This window comes from Bradyrhizobium sp. AUGA SZCCT0105 (assembly GCF_018129565.1).
In the GTDB taxonomy this organism is placed as follows: domain Bacteria; phylum Pseudomonadota; class Alphaproteobacteria; order Rhizobiales; family Xanthobacteraceae; genus Bradyrhizobium.
Map to the genome: position 1 here is coordinate 539,337 of NZ_JAFCMK010000001.1, position 21,436 is coordinate 560,772.

Genomic DNA, 21,436 nt, shown 5'->3' on the forward strand with positions numbered 1-21,436 from the left:
CGATAACGCTCTCGCGTAAATTGATCAGGCCTGCAAATAGCGGCCTTCAAGCGCCTTGCGCTCGGCCTGGCCGAGCCCGAGGCCTTCGCGGAAATAGCCGTCGAGGCCGCCATAGTCGGCATCGATCGCCTCGAACGCCGCCTCCAGAAACGCCGCGCGTACGGTGCCGAGCACCTGCTTGACGTCATCGGGCAGCTCGGTGCTGTGGGCCGGGTCGCGCTTGTAGAACTGGTTGGTCAGGAGATAGTCGTCCGCGATCACCTGATCGGACACGCCGAGCGCGTGCAGGATCAGCGCGCAGGCAAAGCCGGTGCGATCCTTGCCGGCGGTGCAGTGGATCACCAGCGGGGCGCGGTCCTCGAGCAGATGGGCGAACAGCGTGCGATAGCGCGGCGTGTTGTCCTGCACATAGCCGCGGTAGGAACCCCGCATCACATCGATCGCGTCGGCTTCCAGGAGCTGACGTTGGCTGGCGATCGCGCGCAGCGAAGCAACCACCGTCGGCTCGACCGGAAGCGAATGCACGGTGACATCAGTCATGCTGCACAGCGCCTCGGCGCGCTCGGCGACGCCGCGGAAATCGAATGCGCTCTTGACGCCGAGGCCGCGCACCACGGTGACGTCGTGCTCGGTGAGATGCGCCAGATGGTTGGAGCGGAAGATCTGCCGCCAGCGCACCGTCCGGCCGTCACGCGTCTGGTAGCCGCCAAGGTCGCGAAAATTGCTGGCGCCGGCGAGGTTGAGGTGACGGGCAGGGACTTCTGACATCGGGCGGGCCTGTTGCAGCTGATGAGCTCTTGGCGCAGGAATCTTGGCGCACGAATCCCTGGCACAGAAATCCTGGCGCAGGAGTATGGGCGCAGACAGGTCTATAACCGGCCTCTCGGGGGGAGAATATGACTTATCGCGGAGGCGCCATTCTCGTCGGCGCAATTCTTTTCGAGATTTTTGGTTCCTCGGCAGCGCCGGCGCAGTCAGCCTTCCGGAATTATCATTGTGCCGACGGCACGCAGTTCATTGCCGCGTTCTTCGACGGGGACACCCGCGCGCATCTGCAACTCGACGGCAAGGCGGTGACACTGACGAAGCGTCTGTCGCTGACGGGCACGCGCTACAGAGGCGGCGGGGTCACGCTTGAGATCACGCGGGCCGGATTGACCAGGCTCCGGCATGCGAAGCGGCCGGTGACGGCTTGCGAGCAGGCATGAAAAAAGGGCCGAAACGCTTCGTTCCGACCCTTTCCTATTGCCCTGCTGCTGTCTGACGTTTTTGCGCCACGCCTTTGCGTTGCGTCGGCATCAGTGATCGCGGCTCGGTTTGGCATCGTCGATGGCCGCCTGATGGTACCAGCTCTCGCTGCAGGCCGAGGTCGCGACCTCAGCGGCCAGCTCGCGTACCGTCCGCATCTCGCCGTAGCGGCGTCCGCCGAGAGCCGCGCGGCCCCCAGCCGGGAATTGATAGATCGTTGCCGATCCCTGATTTTGGCCCGTCGTAATCATGTCAAAGTCTCCTATGGCCGGAGCGAGCCTCCATGGTGCGCCCGACTCATTCGTGTGTCGTTACCGTCATTTTGATATCGGCCTGGGTCCGACAGGGTGCAAGTTGACCAAGAAACAGTCATTCTCTGTCTAATTCGTGTGCAAATCCCGGTTTGCATCCTGCGAGGCAGGATGCAGCTGACCAACGCTTGGGCCGAGCCGATGGTTGCTCGGCGCCCGATGGTTGGACACGAACTGTCACATGGCTCTGCCGCTGCATTAATCGGCGGCGGACGCCGTAGCTGAATTTGCTGCAGAAACGAGCGGCGGACGGCGCTGGGAGAAGATTTTGGCTGGCCGCGACGCATGCCAGCTGCGCTGCTTTGTCGCAGCTAAAAATGCGATGTCCGCTGTGGACATCCGCGGGCCCGGCGGGTGCCGCAGTGCAGCGACTGGCATTTTAATTGCTTAGTAAGAGCCGGCCGATGGTGGCCGGGTACGCGTGCGGCGGCCGACTGGCTTTCGGTTCCTCACGGTTTTGCATCATCAACAGAGAGGTTCAATGACCAAGTACAAGCTCGAGTATATCTGGCTCGACGGATATACGCCGACGCCGAGCCTGCGCGGTAAGACGCAGATCAAGGAATTCGCGTCGTTCCCGACCCTCGAACAGCTCCCGCTGTGGGGCTTTGACGGTTCGTCCACCCAGCAGGCTGAAGGCCACAGCTCTGACTGCGTGCTGAAGCCGGTCGCCTGCTATCCCGACGCCGCGCGCGAGAACGGCGTGCTGGTGATGTGCGAAGTCATGATGCCCGACGGCAAGACGCCGCATGTCTCGAACAAGCGCGCCACCGTTCTGGATGACGAAGGCGCCTGGTTCGGCTTTGAGCAGGAGTACTTCTTCTACAAGGACGGCCGTCCGCTCGGCTTCCCGGAAGAGGGTTATCCGGCGCCCCAGGGCCCGTACTACACCGGCGTCGGCTACAAGAACGTCGGCAGCGTTGCCCGCAAGATCGTCGAAGAGCATCTCAATCTCTGCCTCGCCGCCGGCATCAACCACGAAGGCATCAACGCCGAAGTGGCGAAGGGCCAGTGGGAATTCCAGATCTTCGGCAAGGGCTCCAAGACCGCCGCTGACCAGATGTGGATGGCCCGCTATCTGATGCTGCGCCTCACCGAGAGCTACGGCATCGATATCGAATTCCATTGCAAGCCGCTCGGCGACACCGACTGGAACGGCTCGGGCATGCACGCCAACTTCTCGACCAAGTACATGCGCGAAGTCGGCGGCAAGGAGTACTTCGAGAGCCTGATGAAGGCCTTCGACAAGAACCTGATGGATCACATCGCCGTCTACGGGCCGGACAACGACAAGCGTCTGACCGGCAAGCATGAGACCGCGCCGTGGAACAAGTTCAGCTATGGCGTGGCTGACCGTGGTGCCTCGATCCGCGTGCCGCACTCCTTCGTCAACAATGGCTACAAGGGCTATCTGGAAGACCGCCGTCCGAACTCGCAAGGCGACCCCTACCAGATCGCTTCGCAGATCCTGAAGACGATCTCCGAGGTTCCGACCGGCGCCAAGGCTGCGGCTTAATGGCTGCGGCCTAAGCAGCTGTCGGACCCGGATGGAGCCATCCGGTACCGCAATCGGGTCCGCCAGGGCGACTGCCTTGGCGGACCTTTGCTTTTTAACGACAGTCTTTGCGGCGGGCTTGCCGCCGAAAGCGGTTTCACTGCGTTATGAACCGCGCTAGACAACGGTTGTATCTTGGCTGCCGGGGACACGGCGCTTGTTTGAAGGGTTTTACAAGGTCCGGTTCGAGTTGGGCGGCGCTGCTGGCCGCAGCGTGATGTATGTCGGCGACGGCAAGATGCTCGGCGGCAACTCGGCCTTCGCCCATATCGGCACCTACCAGAAAGCCGGCGACGAGGTCGCGGTCGAGATCCAGACCGTCCGCCATAACCCCGATCCGAACTACCGCGCGATGGCCGGCACCGATGACGCGACGCTCATCGCCAGGGGCGGGCCCGATGGCGAGCTCTACCGCTTCAAGGGCGAGCTGAAGGAATTACCCGGCGTGCCGTTCCAGTCGGTGATGACGCCGATCACCGAGGACGAGGTCCCGATCGCAGGCGGGGTCGGCGAGGGCGGCATCATCAACGGGCTCTATTCGATCCACATCCAGCTGCTCGACGGTGTCGACGGCAGCCTCACCGGCGTGATGCTGCTGAACAACGGCCGCATCCTTGGCGGCGATGCGTTCTTCTATTATCTCGGCACCTACACCTCCGAGAAAGGCCGCTGGAAGGGGCAGATCCTCAATCAGGAGCACACCTCGGCGATGGGCGAGAACCCGGTCTTCGGCGGCCATGAGGTCGGCATCGGCTTTGCCGGCACCTGCGACGCGGAAGGCGCCGTGCTCGAAGCGACGGCGCTCGCCGGCAAGCGCAGCCTTCGCCTCAAAGCCGCGCTCAAGCTGATGCGGCGGGCGTAAGCGGGATGGACAATTCGGTTCGCGTGCTCTCGACGCTGGCGCTGAAGGGCGCGGTCGCGCGCCTTGCCGCGGCTTACCAGGCCACAAGTGGTGTGCGGATCGATGCCGACTTCGCGCCGACGCTGGCGCTGCTCGAACGCCTGCGCGGCGGCGAGGCCGCCGACCTCGTGATCCTGACCCGCGAAGGCCTCGACCAGATGACCGGCGAGGGCTGCGTTGCGCGGGAAAGTGTTGTCGATCTCGCACGCTCCTATGTCGGCGTCGCCGTGAGGGCGGGCGCTGCGCATCCCGACATCGCGAGCGAAGCCGCATTGCGTGCGGCGCTGCTCGGCGCGCGGGCGGTGGCCTATTCGCGGCTCGGCGCCAGCGGTATCCTGTTCGCGCAGCTGATCGCGCGTCTCGGCATTGCCGAGGCGATCAACGCCCGTGCGGTGGTCATTCCGGCAGGCTTCACCGCGGAACAGCTCGTCAGCGGCGAAGCCGATCTTGCGATCCAGCAGATCAGCGAGTTGATGCAGATCGATGGCATCGAAATCGTCGGGCCAATCCCCTTAGGCTTGCAGACGCCGGCGGTGTTTTCCGCGGGCCGCATGGTCGACTCACGACGCGCAGCGGCCGCCGATCATCTGCTGCGGTACCTGGCGTCGGCCGAGGTCGCGCCGGTGCTGCGCGAGACCGGGCTCGAGTCTTGAATTTGTCCACACCGAGACGCAACCTGCCGGTCATGTTCAGAACACTCCATGCAATTGTCCTTGCCGTGGCGCTGGCCGCACCTGTGCTAGCCTACGCGCAATCGGCCGACCTCGTGCTGTGCGACCGGCTTGCCGCCGATCCCACCGATCCCGACAAGCCGGCTGACGTGAAGGGCGTGCCCGAAATTGCGTCGGCGGATATCGCGACTGCGATCAAGTATTGCGCGGTGGCGGCAAAATCGTCGCGCCGCGCGATGTACGAGCTCGGCCGTGCCTATGCGGCCAACCGGCAGACCGCGGAAGCAATGTCGGCCTGGCGCAAGGCGGCCGACAAGGGCTCGACGTCGGCGATGGTCGAGCTCGGTGTGCTCTACGGCAATGGCACCGGCGTCGCCAAAGACGAGGCGCAGGCGCGCAAATTGTTCGAGCGCGCGGCGCAGGCCGGCAACGCGCGCGGCGTCAGCAATCTCGCCGCGCTCGGCGGCAGCGTTGCGTCCGACCCGGCACGCGCGCGCGAATTGCTCGCCAAGTCTGCCGAGACCAATGCGGAGGCGCAGTACCAGCTCGGCATGATGCTGGCTGAGGGCAAGGGCGGCGCGCAGGACGATGCCGGCGCGCGGGCGTTGTTCGAGAAGGCTGCCGCGCAGAACCATCCGGGCGCGCTGGAGCGGATGGGCGCCTTCGCGCAGGCCGGCCGCGGCGGTCCGAAGGATAGCGATGCGGCAAAAGCCTATTACGAGCGCGCAGCGGCGCTCGGCGACGAGGACGCCAAGAAGGCGCTGGAGCGCGCCCGCTGTCCGTACGTGATCAAGGACAAGCGCGGCAATGCCGTGACAAATCTCTGCTTCTAAAGCGTTTTCGAGCGAAGTGGACACCGGTTCGCGTGAAGAAAACGCGTCAAACAAGAATCTAGAGCTTCGGTTCTGATTCACTCAGAACCGAAGCTCTAGGAACGCTCGCGGTCGCATGTCGTTGCCGTGCGACAGGCATTGGTGAGGCGATGTCATGATCCGCAAGCTGCTTTCCGGCGAGTACCGGCTGTATTCTCGCAAGGTCAATCCGAAGACCGGCAAGCGCCGCAATCTCGGCACCTTCAAGTCACGCGCGGCAGCAGAGAAGCACGAGCGCGACGTGCAGTACTTCAAGCGCCACTAAGCGTGTGTGCTAGGGCGCAGGGCAGGCTGCGCCGGTCTTCACCCAGGCCTCGACCAGAGCGCCGGCCTCTGCCTGCGTGCCCGGCGCCGGCGAGCGGCCGAAACCGGGATGCCAGGCCCAGCCGACCAGCGTGTCCTTGCCGATATGCTCGATCAGATCCTCGACCTTGCGGCCGCCATTGCGCGCGGGGTCGCGGATTTGCTCGCAGATCTCGCCGATGGTTTTCCCGGCCCAGGCCATCTCGCGCGGCGCGAGATGCCATTCCGGGTGACCCGGCACCCGGCCGGGATCGAAATTGGCGTGCTGGTGGCAGATCGAACAGCGCATCGCGTTGGTGCCATGGCCGTCGGCGCCGCGCGTGACCGGGGGCTGGTGCATGCGGCCGATGTCGCCCTGCCGCGGGCTGTCGCCGGCGGGATGGCAATTGGTGCAGCGCGGATGGGTGAGCACCTTGCCGAGCTCGGTGAAGATCGCCGCGGAGCGCTGCTCGGCATTCTCGATTCCGGCAAAGCTTTCTGGCGAGGCGAGGGCGTGGCTTGCGCTTTCCGATGCCGCATAGCCGGCACACAGGCTGGTCGCGAGAGCCGTCAGCACTGCCATGATCCGAAACCGCGTTTCCGATGTCATCGCGCGTGCGCTCATTTGTTGGCGGTCAGATAGCGCTTGGCATCGGCGAGGATCACGTCGCGCACCGCCTGATGATACTTGATGTAGCCGGTGCAGCGGCACAGATGGCCATCGAGCGCGTCTGCAATGACGGTCTCGAGCTGGTCCCGCGCCACCGGCTCTCTTGCCAGAAGTTCGAGCAGCACCTGGCCCTCGTTGAGGAAGCCGGCCGTGCAATAGCCGCACTGGAACGCGAAATGCTCGATAAAGGCGCGCTGCAACGCGGAGAGCTCGCCGTCCTTGGCATGGCCCTCGACTGTGCGGATCGCCTTGCCGTCGAAATTCGCCGCCGGCACCACGCAGGTCGGGGTGGTGTAGCTCGTGCCGTCGGGGTTATCGATGATGACGGCGCAGCTCAGGCATTGCGCGGCGCCGCAGCCGAATTTGGTGCCGGTCATGCCGAGCATTTCGCGAAGGAAGTCGTTCATCGAGAGGTCGTCGCGGACCTCGATCGGGCCGTGCTTCCGGCCGTTGATGGTGAGGTTGAGCGTCGTCACGCAAGCGCTCCCTTGAGCAGGCTCGTTGTCACCGGCAATGAACGGAAGCGATAGCCGGTGGCATCGTTGATGGCGTTGAGCAGCGCCGGCACGATCGGGATCATCACCACTTCGGCCATGCCCTTCGGCGGTTCGTCCGGCGTCAGCGGCGGCAGCATCTCGATCTCGAGATCGTGCAGCGGCAGGTCGGAGCCGCGCGCGATCAGGTACTGGCCGAGATTCCACTGCCCGTTGCCGGGGCCGCCTTCGAACGGCGGCAGGGTTTCGAGCAGCGCGTAGCCGACGCCCATGGCAAAACCGCCATGCGACTGGCCCAGCACCACTTCAGGCACCAGCGCCTGGCCGCATTCGAACACGCTGTAGGCCTTCGCGATGCGCAGGATGCCGGTCGTGCGCTCGATCTCGACACGGACCAGCGTGCCGCACATCGAGGTGTAGGCGGTGCCGATCCGGTTGTTGTCGGTCGGCGGAAACTTGACGCTGACGCGGTCGATCCGCTCGAACCTGCTGCGGCCGCGGCGGATCGCGAGTGCGTCGATCTCGGCGCGGTACTGCTCGCCGAACAGCGGGAAGCGCGCGCGCGACCAGGCCCAGCGCGAGAAGCTGTGCGCCACCGCGCCGGTGACGAAGCCGCGCGCATGCGCAGTCGCGGCAAGCTTGGGCAGCGGCAGCGGCGCGAGATCATCGAGCACGAGCTGGCCCTCGTTCCAGCGCGCTCTATCCCATTGCCCGGTGCGCGGATCGGCCTTGCCGATCTGCCAGAGCTCGAGTGCCGCCGGCCACAGGCCGAAGCGGAAGATGACGCGGGCGGCTTCGGCCGACGAATGCGTGCCGACATGGGCGCCGATCGACGCGCTCGTCGCCGAGCTGATCGCGGGAACCCAGCGCGGATTCTTCTCGGCGAGATCCTGGGTCTTCTGATCCATCGTGTAGGGATCACCCGAAGTGATGAGCCCGAGCGCGTCATAGCTGTCGACCCTGGAGACGGCGACCTCATCGGCGACGACGCCGAGATGGCCGGCAACGCGGTTGGCAAGCGCGGTGCCGATGCCGTTGCCCATCTCGACGTGATCGCAGAAGATCGCGATCCGTCCCTCGGGATCGATCTCGACCCGGCCGAGTGAGCAATCCGCGCCCGCGCCGTAATCCTTGGTGACGCATGCGACGCCGGTGCCGACCAGCTGTCCCTCCGATGCCTTCTGCTTGAACGCGGCGCGCTGCTGCCAGATCGGATGCTTTTCGAGCTTGTCGAGGATGTCTGACGTGCGCACCGACACGATGTAGGGATTGCCGGTCATGGTCCGGCCGTTCTGCTTCAGCGCATTGTTGCGGCGGAACGCGATCGGATCGACCTTGAGCTCGCTCGCCGCCTCGTCGATCAGCACTTCCAGCGCGGTCATGGTCTGTAGCGTGCCGTAGCCGCGCATCGACCCCGCGGTCACGCCGCGCGAATGCAGCGCCACCGTGGTGACGTCGACCTTCGGGACGTCGTAGATGCCGATCGCCGCGGTGGCGGCCACGGTCGCGACGTTGGCGGAGAAGTTGGCGAGCCCGCCGCCGTCGAGCACATGGTCGGCGGCGAATGCCGTGATCTTGCCGCTCTTGCGATCGATGCCGATCCGCGAGCGCATCTTGATCGGGTGGCGTTTGATGCCGCCCTGGAATTGCTGGTAGCGGTCGTGCGCCAGCCGCACCGGCCGTCCCGGAAAGAACATTGCCGCCAGCGCCACGTAAAGCACGAACGGGGTGTGGTCGCGGCCGCCGAAGCCGCCGCCGATATGGGCGAACTGCGCGTTGATGTGCGAGGGGCGGAAGGGCGGGCGGGCCTTGCCGAGCATGAAGGCGATCGACTCGGTCGCCTCATAGGGCGATTGCACGCCGAGCACCAGTTCGAGATTGCCGCTGTTGTCGCTGTACCAGGCGAGCCCGCTCTCGGGTTCGAGGAACATCGGATCGACCGACTGGGTCTCGAACTCGCGGTCGAGCACGAGCTGCGACGGATCGTCCTTGGCGAGCTGGGCGCGGATCTTTTCGCCATGGATCGCGGCCTTGGCGTAGTCGGCCTTGGTCTCCTTGGCGAGCGGCAGCCAGACCGGCAGTGCCGCGTTCTGGATCCGGCTCGGTGAGACCCAGCCGGCCTGGATCGGCGAATAGACGTCGGGCGCATCGGGCGTGGCGCCGGCCACGCGGGTGAAGCGATACGCGCCGAAGTTCGGCAGGACGACCGGACCGGTCTCGTCGCCGAACTTGACGAAGCCGACGTCGCGCAGCGCGAGGCGCGCCCGGTCCAAGGCGTCGAACTGCTCGAAGATCAGCAGCGCGACCGGCTGTCCGAGATAGAGCGGCGTCGTGCCGACCGGGCAGAACAGATCGCCGGTGTAGAACTCCGGCACCCGCGTGCCGATCCGGTCGAGATCGGCCGATGTCACGACGACCGAGGGCTTCGCCGGACCATCGAGCCGGGCGAGGTCCATGCCGGCATAGACATGCGTGGCGTCGTTGGCGCGGACCAGGATGGCGTGCGAGGTGGTCGCAGGCCAGCCGGGCATGTCGGCGGCACGAAAGTCGGAGGCGTAGAGCTTTGCGCCGGTGACCTTGGCCATCCCGTCGACCCGGCCGGCGCCCTTGGCCGCCGGATTGAAATGGCCGCGACCGGGAAGCGTCTCGCGGCTCGCGAAGGCCGGTTCCTTCGCAAGCGCCAGATGCGACAGGCTGACCGAGATGCCGCCTGCCGACAACCACTTCACGAAGTCGCGTCGCGAGGGCCGCATGGTCTGATCTCTCATCAACGCTTCGGCGGCGTGTCGCGCCGCGGTTTATGAATTGACAAAATGCACGCTTCAGTGTTGCGGCAAAGCGAGCGCAATCGCAATGCCGCAATAGGTCGTAGCCTTCTCGCTTGTAGATTTGGCCTCACTTGAGGTCGGCGATGGTGGCCGGTCCCGGACCCGGGGTGATCAGGGTCGGCCACTGTTTGGAACCGAACGGCACCAGCGGCGGCAGGAAGGTCGTCATGCCGCGCTTCTTGGTCTCGGCGATGATCGCCTCGCGCGCATCGCCCCCCATCAGCTCGTAGTCCATCAAATGGTAGCTGCCGAAGAACAGCGCGCCGACCGAGCGGTCGGCAATGATCCGGGTCAGCGACTCCAGCATGTCCGACGGCGTGGTCGTGAAGGAGATCGTCTCGATCAGCATCAGGCGGCTGTTGATGGCGTCAGGCCCGAAGAACTGCGCCAGCACGCTGAAGATCACGTTGTTCTGCCGCGCCACATAGATCGTGTTGCTCGCGCCATAGGTCTTGTCCCAGTCAGCGCCGAGCTGGGTCTTCCAGTCGGCCATGACGGTCATCCAGTGCGCGACCTGGGTCTGCGCGGCCCAGGCGACGTTCCTGGCGAGCAGCGGCGCCTGCTTCTTGCCGAATGCCTCGAGCGTCGCGAAGGGGATCGCGCCGGCGGTGAGGCATTCATCCATGAAGGCGATGTTGTTCTTGAGGATGGCGCGGTTGTTGTCGCGCCAGTCCGCCTGCATTGCCGCGGCATCGAGCCCGTCGAGCGCCGACTGCATCCGGCTGCGATAGGCCTGCATCGACCCGCGCCACGCCTTGTCGTCGGGATTGTCGACATAGGGGCCGACCACCTCGGCCAGCGCCATCGTGCTGTGGCCGACCGACTTGAGCAGCTGATAGACCACCGGCACCTGCGGCGCCTCGGTCGGCGGCTTGCCCGGCCGGTACAGGATCAGGCGGCCGCCGGCGCCGGAGAACAGGCCGAGGATCACCGGATGCTTGTCGAGGATGTTCTTCTGGAAGATCCGCGCCGCATCGCCATAGAGCTCGAACATGCCGGTGTTGAGCGCAAGCACGTCCTTGGTCGCGATATCGGCCGGCGTGGAGGCGGTCTTGCCCGAGATCGGCGCCATGTAGTCGGGCTGCGACTGGGCCAGCGCCGCGCCACCGCTGCCGAGCAGCAACGCCAGCGCGGCGACGACCAAACGGAAACGATGGGTCATGTTGTGCTCCTCGCAACCTCCGACTCACGCCGAAGCCCGGGATGCGGCCTCTCGACGCTGGCGGGATGCGCAATTCTTTTGACGCAAATGAACAGGGATGGTCGGTCCCGCATGACGCAACACGACGAGGGCGGGTGCTTACAGCTAAGCGACGAATCGGCGGGTGTCCACACCCGGAGACTGCCCGGGTGCTTGCGTCATAACGTCATTCGACGACGGATTCAGCGGAGCTTTCTCATTCAGGGAATCAATCGCATCGACCGGCTTGCCGATGGCCTCAATCCTTGATCGGAAGCACGCCGCCGATGATCAGCGCGATGCCGGCCAGTCGTGAAATCGATACCGGATGCTGCGCCAGCCCGAACACGCCAAAATGGTCCATCGCGATGCCTGCGGTCATCTGACCCGCGACCACCAGCGCCAGCAAGGTCGCGGCGCCGAGCGACGGCAGCAGCAGGATCATCAGCAGGATGAAGACGCCGCCGAGGATGCCGCCGCTCCAGGCCCACCATGGCACAGCCGATACCAGTTTCCAGGACGGCACCGGCTCCCGCGTCGCGACCAGCACGACCGCCATCGTCACGAGGCCGCCGAGATAGCTGATGAGCCCGGCCCAGGCCGGCGAGTTCAGGGCGGACCGGAGGTTGCCGTTCAGGACCTGTTGAACAGCCACGGCGATGCCGGCGCCGAGCGCGAGCAGATAGAGAAACCAGACTTGCATGTGACGCCCCAAAACCGGCCGCTGAAGAGCCTCATGTCATATTCCATCGGCAACGCTCGTGGCATGCATGGAGCACGGCGCGAAACCCCGAGGAATGGGCTTCCACCCACGTCCCAGATCGAATAAGAGGCCGCAAACCCTCAGTTCCCAGTATGAGAGCATGATCCGCCTCGATAACGTCTCCAAGCAAGTCGGCCACCAGATCCTCTTCATCGAAGCCTCCGCGGCGCTCCAGAAGGGCGAGAAGATCGGCCTTGTCGGCCCGAACGGTGCCGGCAAGACCACGCTGTTCCGGATGATCTCGGGCCGGGAAATCCCCGATGAAGGCCAGGTCTCGCTCGATCGCGGCATCTCGATCGGCTATTTCAGCCAGGATGTCGGCGAAATGTCCGGCCGCAGCGCAGTCGCCGAGGTGATGGACGGGGCGGGGCCCGTCAGCGTGGTGGCAGCCGAGCTTCGGGAACTCGAGGCCGCGATGGCCGACCCCGACAAGGCCGATGAGATGGACGACATCATCGCGCGCTATGGCGAGGTGCAGCATCAGTTCGAGGAGCTCGACGGCTACGCGCTCGACGGCCGCGCGCGCGAGGCGCTGTCCGGTCTCGGCTTCAGCCAGGAGATGATGGACGGCGACGTCGGCAAACTCTCCGGCGGCTGGAAAATGCGCGTCGCGCTTGCGCGTATTCTGCTGATGCGTCCCGACGTCATGCTGCTCGACGAGCCGAGCAACCATCTCGATCTCGAAAGCCTGATCTGGCTGGAGCAGTTCCTGAAGGGCTATGAAGGCGCGCTGCTGATGACCTCGCATGACCGCGAGTTCATCAACCGCATCATCAACAAGGTGGTCGAGATCGACGGCGGCCAGCTCACCACCTATTCCGGCAATTACGAGTTCTACGAACAGCAGCGCGCGCTCTCCGACAAGCAGCAGCAGGCGCAGTTCGAGCGGCAGCAGGCGATGCTCGCCAAGGAGATCAAGTTCATCGAGCGTTTCAAGGCGCGCGCCTCGCACGCAGCCCAGGTGCAGAGCCGGGTCAAGAAGCTCGACAAGATCGAGCGGGTCGAGCCGCCGCGGCGGCGGCAGACGGTGGCGTTCGAATTCCAGCCGGCGCCGCGTTCGGGCGAGGACGTCGTCAGCCTGAAGAATGTCCACAAAGCCTATGGCAGCAAGCGCATCTATGACGGCTTTGACTTCATGATCCGCCGCCGGGAGCGCTGGTGCGTGATGGGCATCAACGGCGCCGGCAAGTCGACGCTGCTGAAGCTGGTCGCCGGTTCAACCGAGCCCGACGACGGCGCGGTCGCGGTCGGCGGCAGCGTCAAGATGGGCTATTTCGCCCAGCACGCGATGGACCTGCTCGACGGCGAGCGCACCGTGTTCCAGTCGCTGGAGGACGCATTTCCGCAAGCCGGGCAGGGCTCGTTGCGTGCGCTCGCCGGCTGCTTCGGCTTCTCGGGTGACGATGTCGAGAAGAAGTGCCGGGTGCTGTCGGGCGGCGAGAAGGCGCGGCTCGTCATGGCCAAGATGCTGTTCGATCCGCCGAACTTCCTGGTGCTGGACGAGCCGACCAACCATCTCGATCTCGCCACCAAGGAGATGCTGATCAATGCACTCTCCGAGTTCGAGGGCACGATGCTGTTCGTGTCCCACGACCGGCACTTCCTCGCCGCGCTCTCCAACCGTGTGCTGGAGCTGACGCCGGATGGCATCCATCAATATGGCGGCGGCTACACCGAATACGTCGCGCGCACCGGACAGGAAGCGCCGGGATTGCGGAGTTAGTACTGCTTCGTAGCCCGGATGTAGCGAAGCGAAATCCGGGTCAGTCCTTCCGCTCGCCAAAGTCGTCGTTGTCTGTCGCTCCGCTGCCGCCCCAATCAGCCGGCAATATCCCATCCCGGATGTATCGGTGAAGGGACGTGTGTTGCCAGTCGGCAGGCGAGGAGGCCAGCCGGTGCTTGGCAGGATTGTGGTGGATGTAGTCCGATGCGCCGCTCAAGATCGTGTTCGTTGCGGATGGTGTGTTCCCAAAACCGTCTCTGCCAAAGCGGGTACTCGCCGCGGTGGTTTGCGGAGAGCGGCACGCCGGCGGCAACAACGGAGCGCGTGAAGTGGCTCTTGATCTGGCGCCACCGATCAGAGAAGTCGGCATCGCCGCGTGGCAATGTCATCAACGTGTGCAGGTGCTCTGGCAGGATCACGATGGCGTCCACCGTGAACGGCTTCTTGGCGCGCGTTGCGCGAAAGGCATCGCGCAACAGCCCGACATGCTCGACCAGTAGCGACGATGCGCGGTCTTCCAGCGTAACCGCAAAGAAGAACGTGCCGCCGGGTATGAAGTTACGTCGATATTGCACCATACGGATAGATTACCCCGGATTTCGCTTCGCTTCATCCGGGCTACGGGGTTTGCTAAACCCGCCACCGTGCGCAGAACGCCTCGACGTCGCCGGCCTGGAATTCCGGTAGCCGCTCCCAGATGGTTTCGGGTGGCCAGTTCCACCAGGCGATCTGCGACAGCTCGGCCGCGATCTTGCGGTTGAACCGCTCCTTGATCGGCCGGGCCGGCACGCCGCCAACGATGGTGTAGGGCGCGACATCGCGCGAGACCACCGCACCGGCCGCGAGCACTGCGCCGTCTCCGACGGTGACGCCGGGCAGCACGATCACGCCATGGCCGATCCAGACGTCGTTGCCGATCACGACGCGGTCGGCGCGCCGATCGCTGAAGAAGCCATGATCGCGCTCGGCGGACGCCGAGTAGTATTCGGGGCAGTAGGTGAAGCGATGCTGCGAGGGACGCTCGACCGGATGATTGGGCGCGCCGATCCGGACTTGCGCCGCGATCGCGCAGAACCGGCCGATCTGGGCATCGGCGACCATGCAGCCGCTGCCGAGGTAGGAGTAATCGCCGAGCTCGGTGTATTCGACCGCGGTGTCGCCGAGGACTTCGCAGCAACGGCCGACCTTGACCTCCCGCAGCTTGACCGTCGGCTCGATGACGGTCTCGGCAAGCTTGGGGCGGGGCGGGTTCGATTCGGTCATAAGGTTTGTCCTCGATGCGGCGAGCGGCGGCTTCAGTCGCACGATTTCTATGACGGCGAGATGACAGGAGACGCCGGATCTAGCGGCCGGCCAGACGGGCGATAGTCTCGATCTCGTTGGTCCAGATGCCGCCGGAATAGTTCTCGGGCAGGCGCCGGAATAGCTCGGCATCGTCGACCCCGGTCGAGAATTCGCCGCCCTGATAGGGGCCGAGCACGAACACCACGCTGTTTGCCGCCGCCATGCGGTTGAGGAAACGGTCCGGCCATCCCCACAGCCACGGCGCGTAGTTGATCGGCACCAGCACGATGGCGTCGCGGCAGGCGTCCGGCACGATGCCGGTCCAGCCATAGCCGAGATAGCGCACGAGGCAGCGCTTGATCGCTGCGCGCGAGATCGTCCACATCCCCGGCGCAAGACGCCGGATCGCCTCGATCGGATCGTCGCCGCCATAGACCATGATCAGCTTGCGTCGCTCGGTGGGAAGCCCATTCAAGGCCGCCGCGAGCTTCTCGCCCTCGGAGGGATCGCGGCTCTTGACGTTGATCAGGAGCCGGCGATCCGGAAAGGTCGTGAGCACCTCGTCCAGCGATGGCATCAACCCGATGCCCTTGCCGCGGAATGGAAAGGTCTTGCCGCCATCGGCGGTGTAGCCATAGCCGATATCGAGCATCTTCAGCCGTGCCATCGGCTGTTCGCGGGTGACGCCCTGGCCGTCGGTCCGGCAATCGACCGTCCAGTCGTGAAACACCGCGAATTCGCCGTCGGTCGTTGGATGGACGTCGAGCTCGACGATATCGGCGCCGCGATCGAAGCTCGCCTGCATCGAGCGGATCGTGTTCTCGAGATAGTCGTGGGTTGGCGGCAGCATGCGCGCCGCGGTGCAGGTGTCGTTCCTGAGGTCGCGTTCGTCGAAGCGCTGCGCCATGCCGCGATGGGCGAGGAGCACCGGCTTGCCGCCGGCGTGGGTTGCGAGAAGACTGGAGTTGTTGAGGTAGATGCCGGCGGTGATGGCAACGATAGCCGCTGCCGCGTATTTCAATTTCCTGCCCAAGCGACTCGTTTCCCTGCTGGATGGTTGCTCCGGGTAGGAGGCGTTTCTGGTCGATTTGCGGCGGCCTAATCCTTCAAGCCGTCGACTGCGGCAATCGACCTCACCATCGCATCCCTGAGCGCCGCGCTGTGAAGTCGTGGGTCGCACCGGGATGGACCACGACGTCGATCTTGCTGCCGGCAGCGATCGAGCGGCGGGCGACGTCCTGGCACCGTTCTGGCGATACTTCCTCGTCGTCTATCACGGCGAGCGGGCAAGGCGATGGTGGTTCGCAGTTTGCTGCCGCGGCCTGGTTCTTTGAACTCGTCGACAACGGCAATCGCCTTGCTGAGCAAGTCCGCGCGCGGAATCAAGGCGCTAGCCGGGTCGAGAAATATACACTGCAGATTGTTGCGCATGCTTGCGTTTCGGGCCTCGATAGGTTCTAAGCCCGGTGACTTCATGACCGTTGGCATGAACAAGAAGCGCACTGCGTGGCTCTACCACATTCTGGACAGAGTTACATCGTAGCTCGCGCGCCCCCCAAATTCAGAGGATTTCAGCATGGCCAAGATGACGAAAAATCAATTGATCGACGCGATTGCCGAGGGCACGCAGATATCGAAGAACGACGTGAGGACCGTCATCGAGCATATGGCGACTGTTGGCTACAAGGAGCTGAACGAATCCGGTGAGTTCGTCATTCCTGGCTTTGTGAAAATGTCTGTCGTGCATAAGCCTGCCACGGAAGCTCGCAGCGGTGTAAATCCTTTCACGAAAGAGCCGATGGAATTTGCAGCGAAGCCGGCCAGCAAGTCGGTCAAGGCATCGCCTCTCAAGGTCGCCAAGGACGCTGTTTAAAGACTACGGTTTGCGGCAAGCCACGCGCGCAAGCAATGCAGCGGCGCATGGCCTGCCGCGCTGTGTCCGGCTTGTCCGGCCCACCATCGCCCGCTACGCTTCTCAAAAAAGAGCGGGAGCGAAGCGGCATGAAGCAGATCAGGATCGGCGACATCACGATCGATGCGGTGATCGAGCGCGAGGGGCCGTGGCGGCGGCCGCAGGATTTCTTCCCGACCTATGACGACGATGTGTTCAGGCATCACCTGAAGACGATGGAGCCGGAGGTCTTCGATGCCGCGCGCGGCATGATGGTGATCACCTATCAGACCTTCGTGGTGCGGACGCCGCGCTACACCATCCTGGTCGACACCTGCACCGGCGAGGACAAGGGACACCCGCCGCCGTTCGACTTCCCGGGCAAGGAGCGCTGGCGCAACGAACTGTTCGCGCTCGGTATCTCCTATGAGCAGATCGACTACGTGTTCTGCACCCATCTGCACATCGATCACACCGGCTGGAACACCACGCTGCGCGACGGGCGCTGGGTGCCGACCTTCCCGAATGCGAAATACGTCTTCCACAAGGGCGAGTATGCGGCCTGGGAGGCCGAGAACGCCAAGGGCGCCAATCCGCCCGGCACGGTGTTTCGCGACAATTGCCTGCCGATCGTCGAAGCCGGGCAGGCGCTCCTGGTCAACGACGACTATGCGCTCGACGACACCGTCACGCTGACGCCGACGCCGGGCCATTCGCCCTGCCATTGCTGCGTCAACATCTTCTCGAAGGGGCAGCGCGCGGTGGTCGCCGGCGACCTGATGCACCACGCGATCCAGTGCCGCGAGCCGGAGTGGTCGGCCAGGCCCGATTGGGATCCGAAGCAATCGGCGGTCTCGCGGCGAAAGTTCTTTGCCTCCGTTGCCGGGACCGACACGCTGATCTTGCCGATCCATTTTCCGGCCCCCACGGTCGGCCTGATCAAGGCGGACGGCGACCGCTTCGACTATCGCTTCAAGCGCGAGTAGGCGGCGCGGGCGTTCGGGGCAATGTCAGCCGGACCGCGCCGCGCTGGTCCGGCGCGGAACCTGGGTCAGAAACCGTTCGAGATCGCTGCACAGGCGATGGGCCAGCTCCTCGTCGATCTCGAACGTCGCGACGCTGCCGGCACACTCGATTGCGATGGTGCCGCGCAATGGTGCGGCGGAGACCGCCGATACCGCGATGCTTGTTGCTCTCTGCATGGTCATGTCGTCAACTTCTCCTCGTGCCGGTTGCCGCCAATCCTGATCTCGGAATGACGGCGCGTCCCTTTCGCTTTCGTTCTTCGATGAATCGCACGCCGATCTCGGTGCCGTCGACACGAACCAGCTCGCAGCGGCGGAACGCCAGTCCGCGCGAGGACAAGACCAGGAAGAACTCCTGGGCCTTCAGCACATCAAGCGTTCCGTCGACCTCGAGCCGGGCACCGCTTTGCGAGACGTCGAGCAGGATGCAGCTCCGCCGCCACGTTCCGTCGACCCCCATGAGATTGACGGGATGGCGCGTCTCAAGCTTGACGCGCTCCGCCCTGCGGTCACCATACGCCATTGCGCAACTCACACTGCCTGAAGGGGTTTCGCAGCCAGGTCGCTCAGCGAGCCAAACCGGATCATGCGCTGCGCATTTGAGAGCGGCAGCGCTTCGAACATCTTCCGGGCCTGCTCAAGCTGATCCGGTGGGACCTTCGATCCGGCCTTCCGGTAGCTGACGATGGTGGCCGTCGTATTCCAGTTCAGTCGCGATGCACGGCAGGCGATCACGAGCCCGCTGATGTCGGCGGCTTCCATCAACGGCGCGATCGTCGCGATCGGAACGGTCGCGAGCTGCGCCAGCGCCGCGACGACGTTGTGGACTTCCTGCCGGATCGCGAAACGGTTGACGCTGGAATCGTTCAGCTGTCCGGAATTGTTGAGGGCCATCACCGTGGCCCGCGCCTCCGCATAGTCGATCGTGGCTGGTGGGCTTGCGGAGGCGCGGGCGGCGCTTGCATCGATGGCGGCGCGGATCGCGTGCTGGATTTCGGGGCGGGCGATCCTGAGCAGCCGGGCCTGCTGGCGCGGCGTGGATCGCATGACGAGATCGGCAAGAACGCGGTGAGGCAGGTCCTTGCGCGAGACCAATGCGGCTGCGATGTCCCCGTCGCGTTCGGCGGCATCGACCATCATGGCAAGGCCTGCGCTGGTCATGTCCGCGCCGGGATTGCGTGCGAGCGCGCGAAGCACATTGCTGTCGCCTCGCATCAGCAGAATGTCCGTGAGCTCCTGGTTGACCGCCTTGCGTCCTGCGATCGCGCAGAGATGTCCCTCGGCCCGCATCCAGGCAATGTCGATCAGATCGGCGTCCGGAATGCACGCGCAGTTTCGCAGGATCGGCGCGGCGACATCGGCATCGTCATGGTTGGCGAGGCGACGGGCGAGCTCCCGCGGCACCAGGTGCAAGTCGGCGAGCGAGCGACTGAGCGTGGTCAGGGTGCGCAGCTCGACGCTCTCGGTCAGACGGATCAGGATGTCGTCGAACAGCCCGACCTGGTGCTCGCTGAGACGGTGAGCGTCGTCGAGAAACAGCCCGGCCACCTCCTGCAGCATGCGCGTGCGGAGGTCTGGGGAACCTGCTCTCAAGACATGGTCGAGCTTGGCAATCAGATCGGGCGAGGCAATGGCTGTCATTGCGGTCCCTAAAATGTTCCGCGACGGGGAACAGCATCGTTCCCAGCGTCAATCTGCTCCCCGAATCTTTAATAGGGGTATAGAAATCGATGTGGAGGCTGATCCCAACGGTGGATATCCCGGCAAACACTATCGAAATTCGGCAGCAGCGCTATTTTTCCAGATTGTCCGGTTCGACCAACGGATCGCATTTTTCCTGATTGAGCTCATTGGACGATTCGAATTTTGTGCATGCAATTTATCAATGCGGCCGGTGCGCTGTGCGCGGCGCCGCGTGCAAATTTTAGAGACCATTTTGCAGGAGCAGTCATTTGACGGCGCCATTGCTGGTGCCGAGAGTCTTTCGTTTTGACGATGTTGATGCATTCCGGAGTTCGATCCGAGATCTGGATGTTGATTTCACGCCACTTGCGCGGAAGATTTCGGCCGAGCAGGTCATCCTGAGTTTGCCGGGATGCGAGCTCAACTACACGCAGTCGTTCCCGCGAATCGTCGACGCGCAGCTTGCGCGGCAGACCACCGCGGTCGGCTTCACGATGGATGACGGCGTTCCGATCCGGTTCAACGGCGTCGAGCGCGATCGTGCGGTGATCGTACTCGGTGGCGGCGGCGCGTTCTACACCTCCGTGGAGGAGACGCCCCGCCAATATGTCTCGGTAATGTTCACGCCCGAGATTGTCGACCGCGGCTGGCCGAGTGCCGGGCTCCATTTCAGCATTCACGAGATCTCTCAACGCGCGCAGGATCGCCTGCGCGAAGTGGTGAGGCAGGTCCTGCTCGTCACGTCAGACCAGGTCACGATTGCGGAGTTCGCGACGGGCGTGTCGATCAAGGAGACGCTGCTCGCCGCAATCGACAACGCGTTCGCCGAGATCGTGCCGGCCAAGTGGGCGACGCGGGCCAACACGACGCGCCAGTTCAAGGTCTTCAACGACGCGCGCGCCATTCTGGCCGGCGACGTGGCTCACCCGATCTACAGCGGCGAACTCGCCAGGCAGATCGGTGTGTCGGTGCGCACGCTGCACGACGCGATCCAGCGCTACCGGGGCATCAGCCTGCATCGCTATCTGCGGCTGCGCCGGCTCTGGCTGGTGCGCCAGCAGCTGCTCGCAGGTGCACCCAGCGTCAAGGCCTGTGCGCTGGCTTACGGGTTCTGGCACCTCAGCGATTTTTCGCGGAGCTACCGGTCGCAGTTCGGGGAAGCGCCATCGGAGACGCTGGCGGCTTCGCGCCGTGCCGGCGTCGCGCCCGCCGATCCGGCTGGTGGCGGACACGAATCGTAACGATCCGCCTGAACGAAATCTTAACGGCCGTCGAGGAATCTGTTGGTACGATTCCACCAGAGGCGGGCTGATGCATCCCCGACGATTTGCGCGTGTTCGACCGACAGGATGTGTATCCAGCGTGGTCAAGCTCCAGCTCGAACCGAAGGCGCCGCTGATCGAATGCCGGCTGGTGGATTATTCCGCGGGCGGAGCCTGCCTGGAATTCTCCAAGCCGGTCCAGTTGCCCGAGCGTTTCGAGATGTTTCACGGCAACACCCGGAAGCGTTGCCGGCGGGTCTGGAGCAAGGGCGTCCGGGTCGGCGTCTCGTTCTGAGGACGCCGATCAACGGCGGTTCGGGCCGCGCCCTGCGCGACCCGATTGAGTCCCGATGAAGTCTGTCCCGATTGAGGGGGCTAAATAAGCGCCGGCGAGGGGCTCAGGCGCCGCTCTGGCACTTCTTCATGAACGAGTTCTTGGCCGCGCCGGCGAGCTTCTTGCCGTCGGAGCCCACCGCCTTGGTCTCGCAGGTATCCATCGTGCACTTCTTCATGAACGAGGTCTTGGCCGCGCCGGCCAGCGGCTTGCCGTCCTTGCCGACGGCCTTCGTCTCGCAGGAGGCGTCCTGTGCAAATGCCGAACCGGCGGCAAAGGTCGCGATCACGGCCGCCAAGAAAATCCGCTTCATCTGGGTTCTCCCTAAACCAAACCAGTGGCCGGATTGGATATCGGATTCTTGGCCCGATCAAGTTCCCACAGCCGAATTTGTCTATAAAATACCCGGTGAGCTGCGAGAAAATTCCGTGTGCAGCGCGGAACAAAATGGGGGAAACG

At 64.3% G+C, this 21,436-nt stretch carries 25 protein-coding genes and 1 pseudogene; 12 read left to right on the top strand and 14 right to left on the bottom strand.

Annotated elements, in window-relative coordinates; all coding sequences use genetic code 11:
• Positions 1-24: 24 nt before the first annotated feature.
• Entirely contained in the window at positions 25-768 is a 744-nt protein-coding gene (locus JQ573_RS02490) for a tyrosine-protein phosphatase (protein ID WP_212317637.1), read from the bottom strand.
• 128 nt (positions 769-896) lie between these two features.
• Here JQ573_RS02490 and JQ573_RS02495 point away from each other — a divergent pair, with 128 nt between their 5' ends.
• Positions 897-1,208, top strand: a complete 312-nt coding sequence (locus tag JQ573_RS02495) for an MliC family protein (protein ID WP_212317635.1) — start codon at positions 897-899, stop codon at positions 1,206-1,208.
• A 90-nt stretch (positions 1,209-1,298) separates the two neighbouring features.
• Here JQ573_RS02495 and JQ573_RS02500 read toward each other — a convergent pair whose 3' ends face one another.
• Positions 1,299-1,499, bottom strand: coding sequence for a DUF2735 domain-containing protein (locus tag JQ573_RS02500; RefSeq protein ID WP_212317633.1), 201 nt, complete (start codon positions 1,497-1,499; stop codon positions 1,299-1,301).
• Positions 1,500-2,040: 541 nt separating this feature from the next.
• Between JQ573_RS02500 and JQ573_RS02505 the strand changes: the two genes are divergently transcribed.
• From JQ573_RS02505 to JQ573_RS02525, 5 genes are all read left to right on the top strand, one after another.
• The gene (locus JQ573_RS02505) at positions 2,041-3,075 is read left to right on the top strand and encodes a glutamine synthetase beta-grasp domain-containing protein (protein ID WP_024581543.1); all 1,035 of its coding nucleotides are present in this window, start codon (positions 2,041-2,043) and stop codon (positions 3,073-3,075) included.
• Positions 3,076-3,271: 196 nt separating this feature from the next.
• Positions 3,272-3,976: a hypothetical protein gene (locus JQ573_RS02510; protein ID WP_212317631.1), complete on the top strand. Its 705-nt coding sequence runs from the start codon at positions 3,272-3,274 to the stop codon at positions 3,974-3,976.
• A gap of 5 nt (positions 3,977-3,981) precedes the next feature.
• Positions 3,982-4,668, top strand: coding sequence for a substrate-binding domain-containing protein (locus JQ573_RS02515; protein ID WP_212317629.1), 687 nt, complete (start codon positions 3,982-3,984; stop codon positions 4,666-4,668).
• A gap of 32 nt (positions 4,669-4,700) precedes the next feature.
• The gene (locus JQ573_RS02520) at positions 4,701-5,519 is read left to right on the top strand and encodes a tetratricopeptide repeat protein (RefSeq protein ID WP_212317627.1); all 819 of its coding nucleotides are present in this window, start codon (positions 4,701-4,703) and stop codon (positions 5,517-5,519) included.
• Between the two features lie 154 nt (positions 5,520-5,673).
• A complete protein-coding gene (locus JQ573_RS02525; RefSeq protein WP_212317626.1) occupies positions 5,674-5,823 on the top strand; it encodes a hypothetical protein in 150 nt (49 codons plus the stop codon).
• Between the two features lie 9 nt (positions 5,824-5,832).
• On the opposite strand, the gene JQ573_RS02530 is transcribed toward JQ573_RS02525, so the two are convergent.
• From JQ573_RS02530 to JQ573_RS02550, 5 genes are all read right to left on the bottom strand, one after another.
• Positions 5,833-6,450 carry an Isoquinoline 1-oxidoreductase subunit gene (locus JQ573_RS02530; RefSeq protein ID WP_212317624.1) on the bottom strand — a complete coding sequence of 206 codons (618 nt, stop codon included), beginning with the start codon at positions 6,448-6,450 and terminating at the stop codon, positions 5,833-5,835.
• An 11-nt stretch (positions 6,451-6,461) separates the two neighbouring features.
• The gene (locus JQ573_RS02535) at positions 6,462-6,986 is read right to left on the bottom strand and encodes a (2Fe-2S)-binding protein (RefSeq protein ID WP_212317622.1); all 525 of its coding nucleotides are present in this window, start codon (positions 6,984-6,986) and stop codon (positions 6,462-6,464) included.
• Positions 6,983-9,757, bottom strand: coding sequence for a xanthine dehydrogenase family protein molybdopterin-binding subunit (locus tag JQ573_RS02540; RefSeq protein ID WP_212318040.1), 2,775 nt, complete (start codon positions 9,755-9,757; stop codon positions 6,983-6,985). The genes JQ573_RS02535 and JQ573_RS02540 overlap by 4 nt, the downstream gene beginning before the upstream one ends.
• Before the next feature lie 142 nt (positions 9,758-9,899).
• The gene (locus JQ573_RS02545; protein WP_212317620.1) at positions 9,900-10,994 is read right to left on the bottom strand and encodes a hypothetical protein; all 1,095 of its coding nucleotides are present in this window, start codon (positions 10,992-10,994) and stop codon (positions 9,900-9,902) included.
• Between the two features lie 277 nt (positions 10,995-11,271).
• Positions 11,272-11,715, bottom strand: a complete 444-nt coding sequence (locus tag JQ573_RS02550) for a DMT family transporter (RefSeq protein WP_212317618.1) — start codon at positions 11,713-11,715, stop codon at positions 11,272-11,274.
• Between the two features lie 160 nt (positions 11,716-11,875).
• Here JQ573_RS02550 and JQ573_RS02555 point away from each other — a divergent pair, with 160 nt between their 5' ends.
• The gene (locus JQ573_RS02555; protein WP_212317616.1) at positions 11,876-13,498 is read left to right on the top strand and encodes an ABC-F family ATP-binding cassette domain-containing protein; all 1,623 of its coding nucleotides are present in this window, start codon (positions 11,876-11,878) and stop codon (positions 13,496-13,498) included.
• A gap of 40 nt (positions 13,499-13,538) precedes the next feature.
• Here JQ573_RS02555 and JQ573_RS02560 read toward each other — a convergent pair.
• The 3 genes and pseudogenes from JQ573_RS02560 to JQ573_RS02570 form a co-directional block, all read right to left on the bottom strand.
• Positions 13,539-14,076, bottom strand: a pseudogene (locus JQ573_RS02560) (REP-associated tyrosine transposase).
• Between the two features lie 52 nt (positions 14,077-14,128).
• Positions 14,129-14,761: a DapH/DapD/GlmU-related protein gene (locus JQ573_RS02565; protein ID WP_212317614.1), complete on the bottom strand. Its 633-nt coding sequence runs from the start codon at positions 14,759-14,761 to the stop codon at positions 14,129-14,131.
• A gap of 79 nt (positions 14,762-14,840) precedes the next feature.
• Positions 14,841-15,815 (bottom strand): glycerophosphodiester phosphodiesterase family protein, encoded by a 975-nt coding sequence (locus JQ573_RS02570; protein ID WP_212317613.1) that lies wholly within the window; start codon positions 15,813-15,815, stop codon positions 14,841-14,843.
• A 543-nt stretch (positions 15,816-16,358) separates the two neighbouring features.
• Between JQ573_RS02570 and JQ573_RS02575 the strand changes: the two genes are divergently transcribed.
• Both JQ573_RS02575 and JQ573_RS02580 read left to right on the top strand, forming a co-directional pair.
• Positions 16,359-16,655 (top strand): HU family DNA-binding protein, encoded by a 297-nt coding sequence (locus tag JQ573_RS02575; RefSeq protein ID WP_092113589.1) that lies wholly within the window; start codon positions 16,359-16,361, stop codon positions 16,653-16,655.
• A gap of 128 nt (positions 16,656-16,783) precedes the next feature.
• Positions 16,784-17,659, top strand: coding sequence for an MBL fold metallo-hydrolase (locus JQ573_RS02580; protein ID WP_212317612.1), 876 nt, complete (start codon positions 16,784-16,786; stop codon positions 17,657-17,659).
• Positions 17,660-17,683: 24 nt separating this feature from the next.
• Here the strand turns inward: JQ573_RS02580 and JQ573_RS02585 are convergent, their stop codons facing one another.
• From JQ573_RS02585 to JQ573_RS02595, 3 genes are read right to left on the bottom strand one after another with little or no spacing between them, the layout of a single operon-like run.
• The gene (locus JQ573_RS02585) at positions 17,684-17,881 is read right to left on the bottom strand and encodes a hypothetical protein (protein ID WP_212317611.1); all 198 of its coding nucleotides are present in this window, start codon (positions 17,879-17,881) and stop codon (positions 17,684-17,686) included.
• A gap of 4 nt (positions 17,882-17,885) precedes the next feature.
• Entirely contained in the window at positions 17,886-18,221 is a 336-nt protein-coding gene (locus JQ573_RS02590; RefSeq protein WP_212317610.1) for a PilZ domain-containing protein, read from the bottom strand.
• Between the two features lie 8 nt (positions 18,222-18,229).
• Positions 18,230-19,339 carry a DUF2336 domain-containing protein gene (locus JQ573_RS02595; protein WP_212317609.1) on the bottom strand — a complete coding sequence of 370 codons (1,110 nt, stop codon included), beginning with the start codon at positions 19,337-19,339 and terminating at the stop codon, positions 18,230-18,232.
• Here JQ573_RS02595 and JQ573_RS02600 point away from each other — a divergent pair.
• From JQ573_RS02600 to JQ573_RS02610, 3 genes are all read left to right on the top strand, one after another.
• Positions 19,329-19,691 (top strand): hypothetical protein, encoded by a 363-nt coding sequence (locus JQ573_RS02600; protein WP_212317608.1) that lies wholly within the window; start codon positions 19,329-19,331, stop codon positions 19,689-19,691. The genes JQ573_RS02595 and JQ573_RS02600 overlap by 11 nt on opposite strands.
• Positions 19,651-20,622, top strand: coding sequence for an AraC family transcriptional regulator (locus JQ573_RS02605; protein WP_249131191.1), 972 nt, complete (start codon positions 19,651-19,653; stop codon positions 20,620-20,622). The genes JQ573_RS02600 and JQ573_RS02605 overlap by 41 nt, the downstream gene beginning before the upstream one ends.
• A 70-nt stretch (positions 20,623-20,692) precedes the next feature.
• Positions 20,693-20,938 (top strand): PilZ domain-containing protein, encoded by a 246-nt coding sequence (locus JQ573_RS02610; protein WP_171947549.1) that lies wholly within the window; start codon positions 20,693-20,695, stop codon positions 20,936-20,938.
• A gap of 103 nt (positions 20,939-21,041) precedes the next feature.
• Here the strand turns inward: JQ573_RS02610 and JQ573_RS02615 are convergent, their stop codons facing one another.
• Positions 21,042-21,290, bottom strand: coding sequence for a hypothetical protein (locus JQ573_RS02615; RefSeq protein ID WP_092113602.1), 249 nt, complete (start codon positions 21,288-21,290; stop codon positions 21,042-21,044).
• Positions 21,291-21,436 lie beyond the last annotated feature (146 nt).

Excerpts from the sequence above, each read along its gene's own strand:
- JQ573_RS02565 (WP_212317614.1), bottom strand. The coding sequence starts at position 14,761 with ATGACCGAATCGAACCCGCCCCGCCCCAAGCTTGCCGAGACCGTCATC.
- JQ573_RS02495 (WP_212317635.1), top strand. The coding sequence starts at position 897 with ATGACTTATCGCGGAGGCGCCATTCTCGTCGGCGCAATTCTTTTCGAG.
- JQ573_RS02505 (WP_024581543.1), top strand. The coding sequence starts at position 2,041 with ATGACCAAGTACAAGCTCGAGTATATCTGGCTCGACGGATATACGCCG.
- JQ573_RS02500 (WP_212317633.1), bottom strand. The coding sequence starts at position 1,499 with ATGATTACGACGGGCCAAAATCAGGGATCGGCAACGATCTATCAATTC.
- JQ573_RS02530 (WP_212317624.1), bottom strand. The coding sequence starts at position 6,450 with ATGACATCGGAAACGCGGTTTCGGATCATGGCAGTGCTGACGGCTCTC.
- JQ573_RS02585 (WP_212317611.1), bottom strand. The coding sequence starts at position 17,881 with ATGACCATGCAGAGAGCAACAAGCATCGCGGTATCGGCGGTCTCCGCC.
- JQ573_RS02545 (WP_212317620.1), bottom strand. The coding sequence starts at position 10,994 with ATGACCCATCGTTTCCGTTTGGTCGTCGCCGCGCTGGCGTTGCTGCTC.
- JQ573_RS02540 (WP_212318040.1), bottom strand. The coding sequence starts at position 9,757 with ATGCGGCCCTCGCGACGCGACTTCGTGAAGTGGTTGTCGGCAGGCGGC.
- JQ573_RS02610 (WP_171947549.1), top strand. The coding sequence starts at position 20,693 with ATGCATCCCCGACGATTTGCGCGTGTTCGACCGACAGGATGTGTATCC.
- JQ573_RS02575 (WP_092113589.1), top strand. The coding sequence starts at position 16,359 with ATGGCCAAGATGACGAAAAATCAATTGATCGACGCGATTGCCGAGGGC.
- JQ573_RS02515 (WP_212317629.1), top strand. The coding sequence starts at position 3,982 with ATGGACAATTCGGTTCGCGTGCTCTCGACGCTGGCGCTGAAGGGCGCG.
- JQ573_RS02525 (WP_212317626.1), top strand. The coding sequence starts at position 5,674 with ATGATCCGCAAGCTGCTTTCCGGCGAGTACCGGCTGTATTCTCGCAAG.
- JQ573_RS02615 (WP_092113602.1), bottom strand. The coding sequence starts at position 21,290 with ATGAAGCGGATTTTCTTGGCGGCCGTGATCGCGACCTTTGCCGCCGGT.
- JQ573_RS02600 (WP_212317608.1), top strand. The coding sequence starts at position 19,329 with ATGGCTGTCATTGCGGTCCCTAAAATGTTCCGCGACGGGGAACAGCAT.
- JQ573_RS02580 (WP_212317612.1), top strand. The coding sequence starts at position 16,784 with ATGAAGCAGATCAGGATCGGCGACATCACGATCGATGCGGTGATCGAG.
- JQ573_RS02490 (WP_212317637.1), bottom strand. The coding sequence starts at position 768 with ATGTCAGAAGTCCCTGCCCGTCACCTCAACCTCGCCGGCGCCAGCAAT.
- JQ573_RS02520 (WP_212317627.1), top strand. The coding sequence starts at position 4,701 with ATGTTCAGAACACTCCATGCAATTGTCCTTGCCGTGGCGCTGGCCGCA.
- JQ573_RS02550 (WP_212317618.1), bottom strand. The coding sequence starts at position 11,715 with ATGCAAGTCTGGTTTCTCTATCTGCTCGCGCTCGGCGCCGGCATCGCC.
- JQ573_RS02555 (WP_212317616.1), top strand. The coding sequence starts at position 11,876 with ATGATCCGCCTCGATAACGTCTCCAAGCAAGTCGGCCACCAGATCCTC.
- JQ573_RS02595 (WP_212317609.1), bottom strand. The coding sequence starts at position 19,339 with ATGACAGCCATTGCCTCGCCCGATCTGATTGCCAAGCTCGACCATGTC.
- JQ573_RS02590 (WP_212317610.1), bottom strand. The coding sequence starts at position 18,221 with ATGGCGTATGGTGACCGCAGGGCGGAGCGCGTCAAGCTTGAGACGCGC.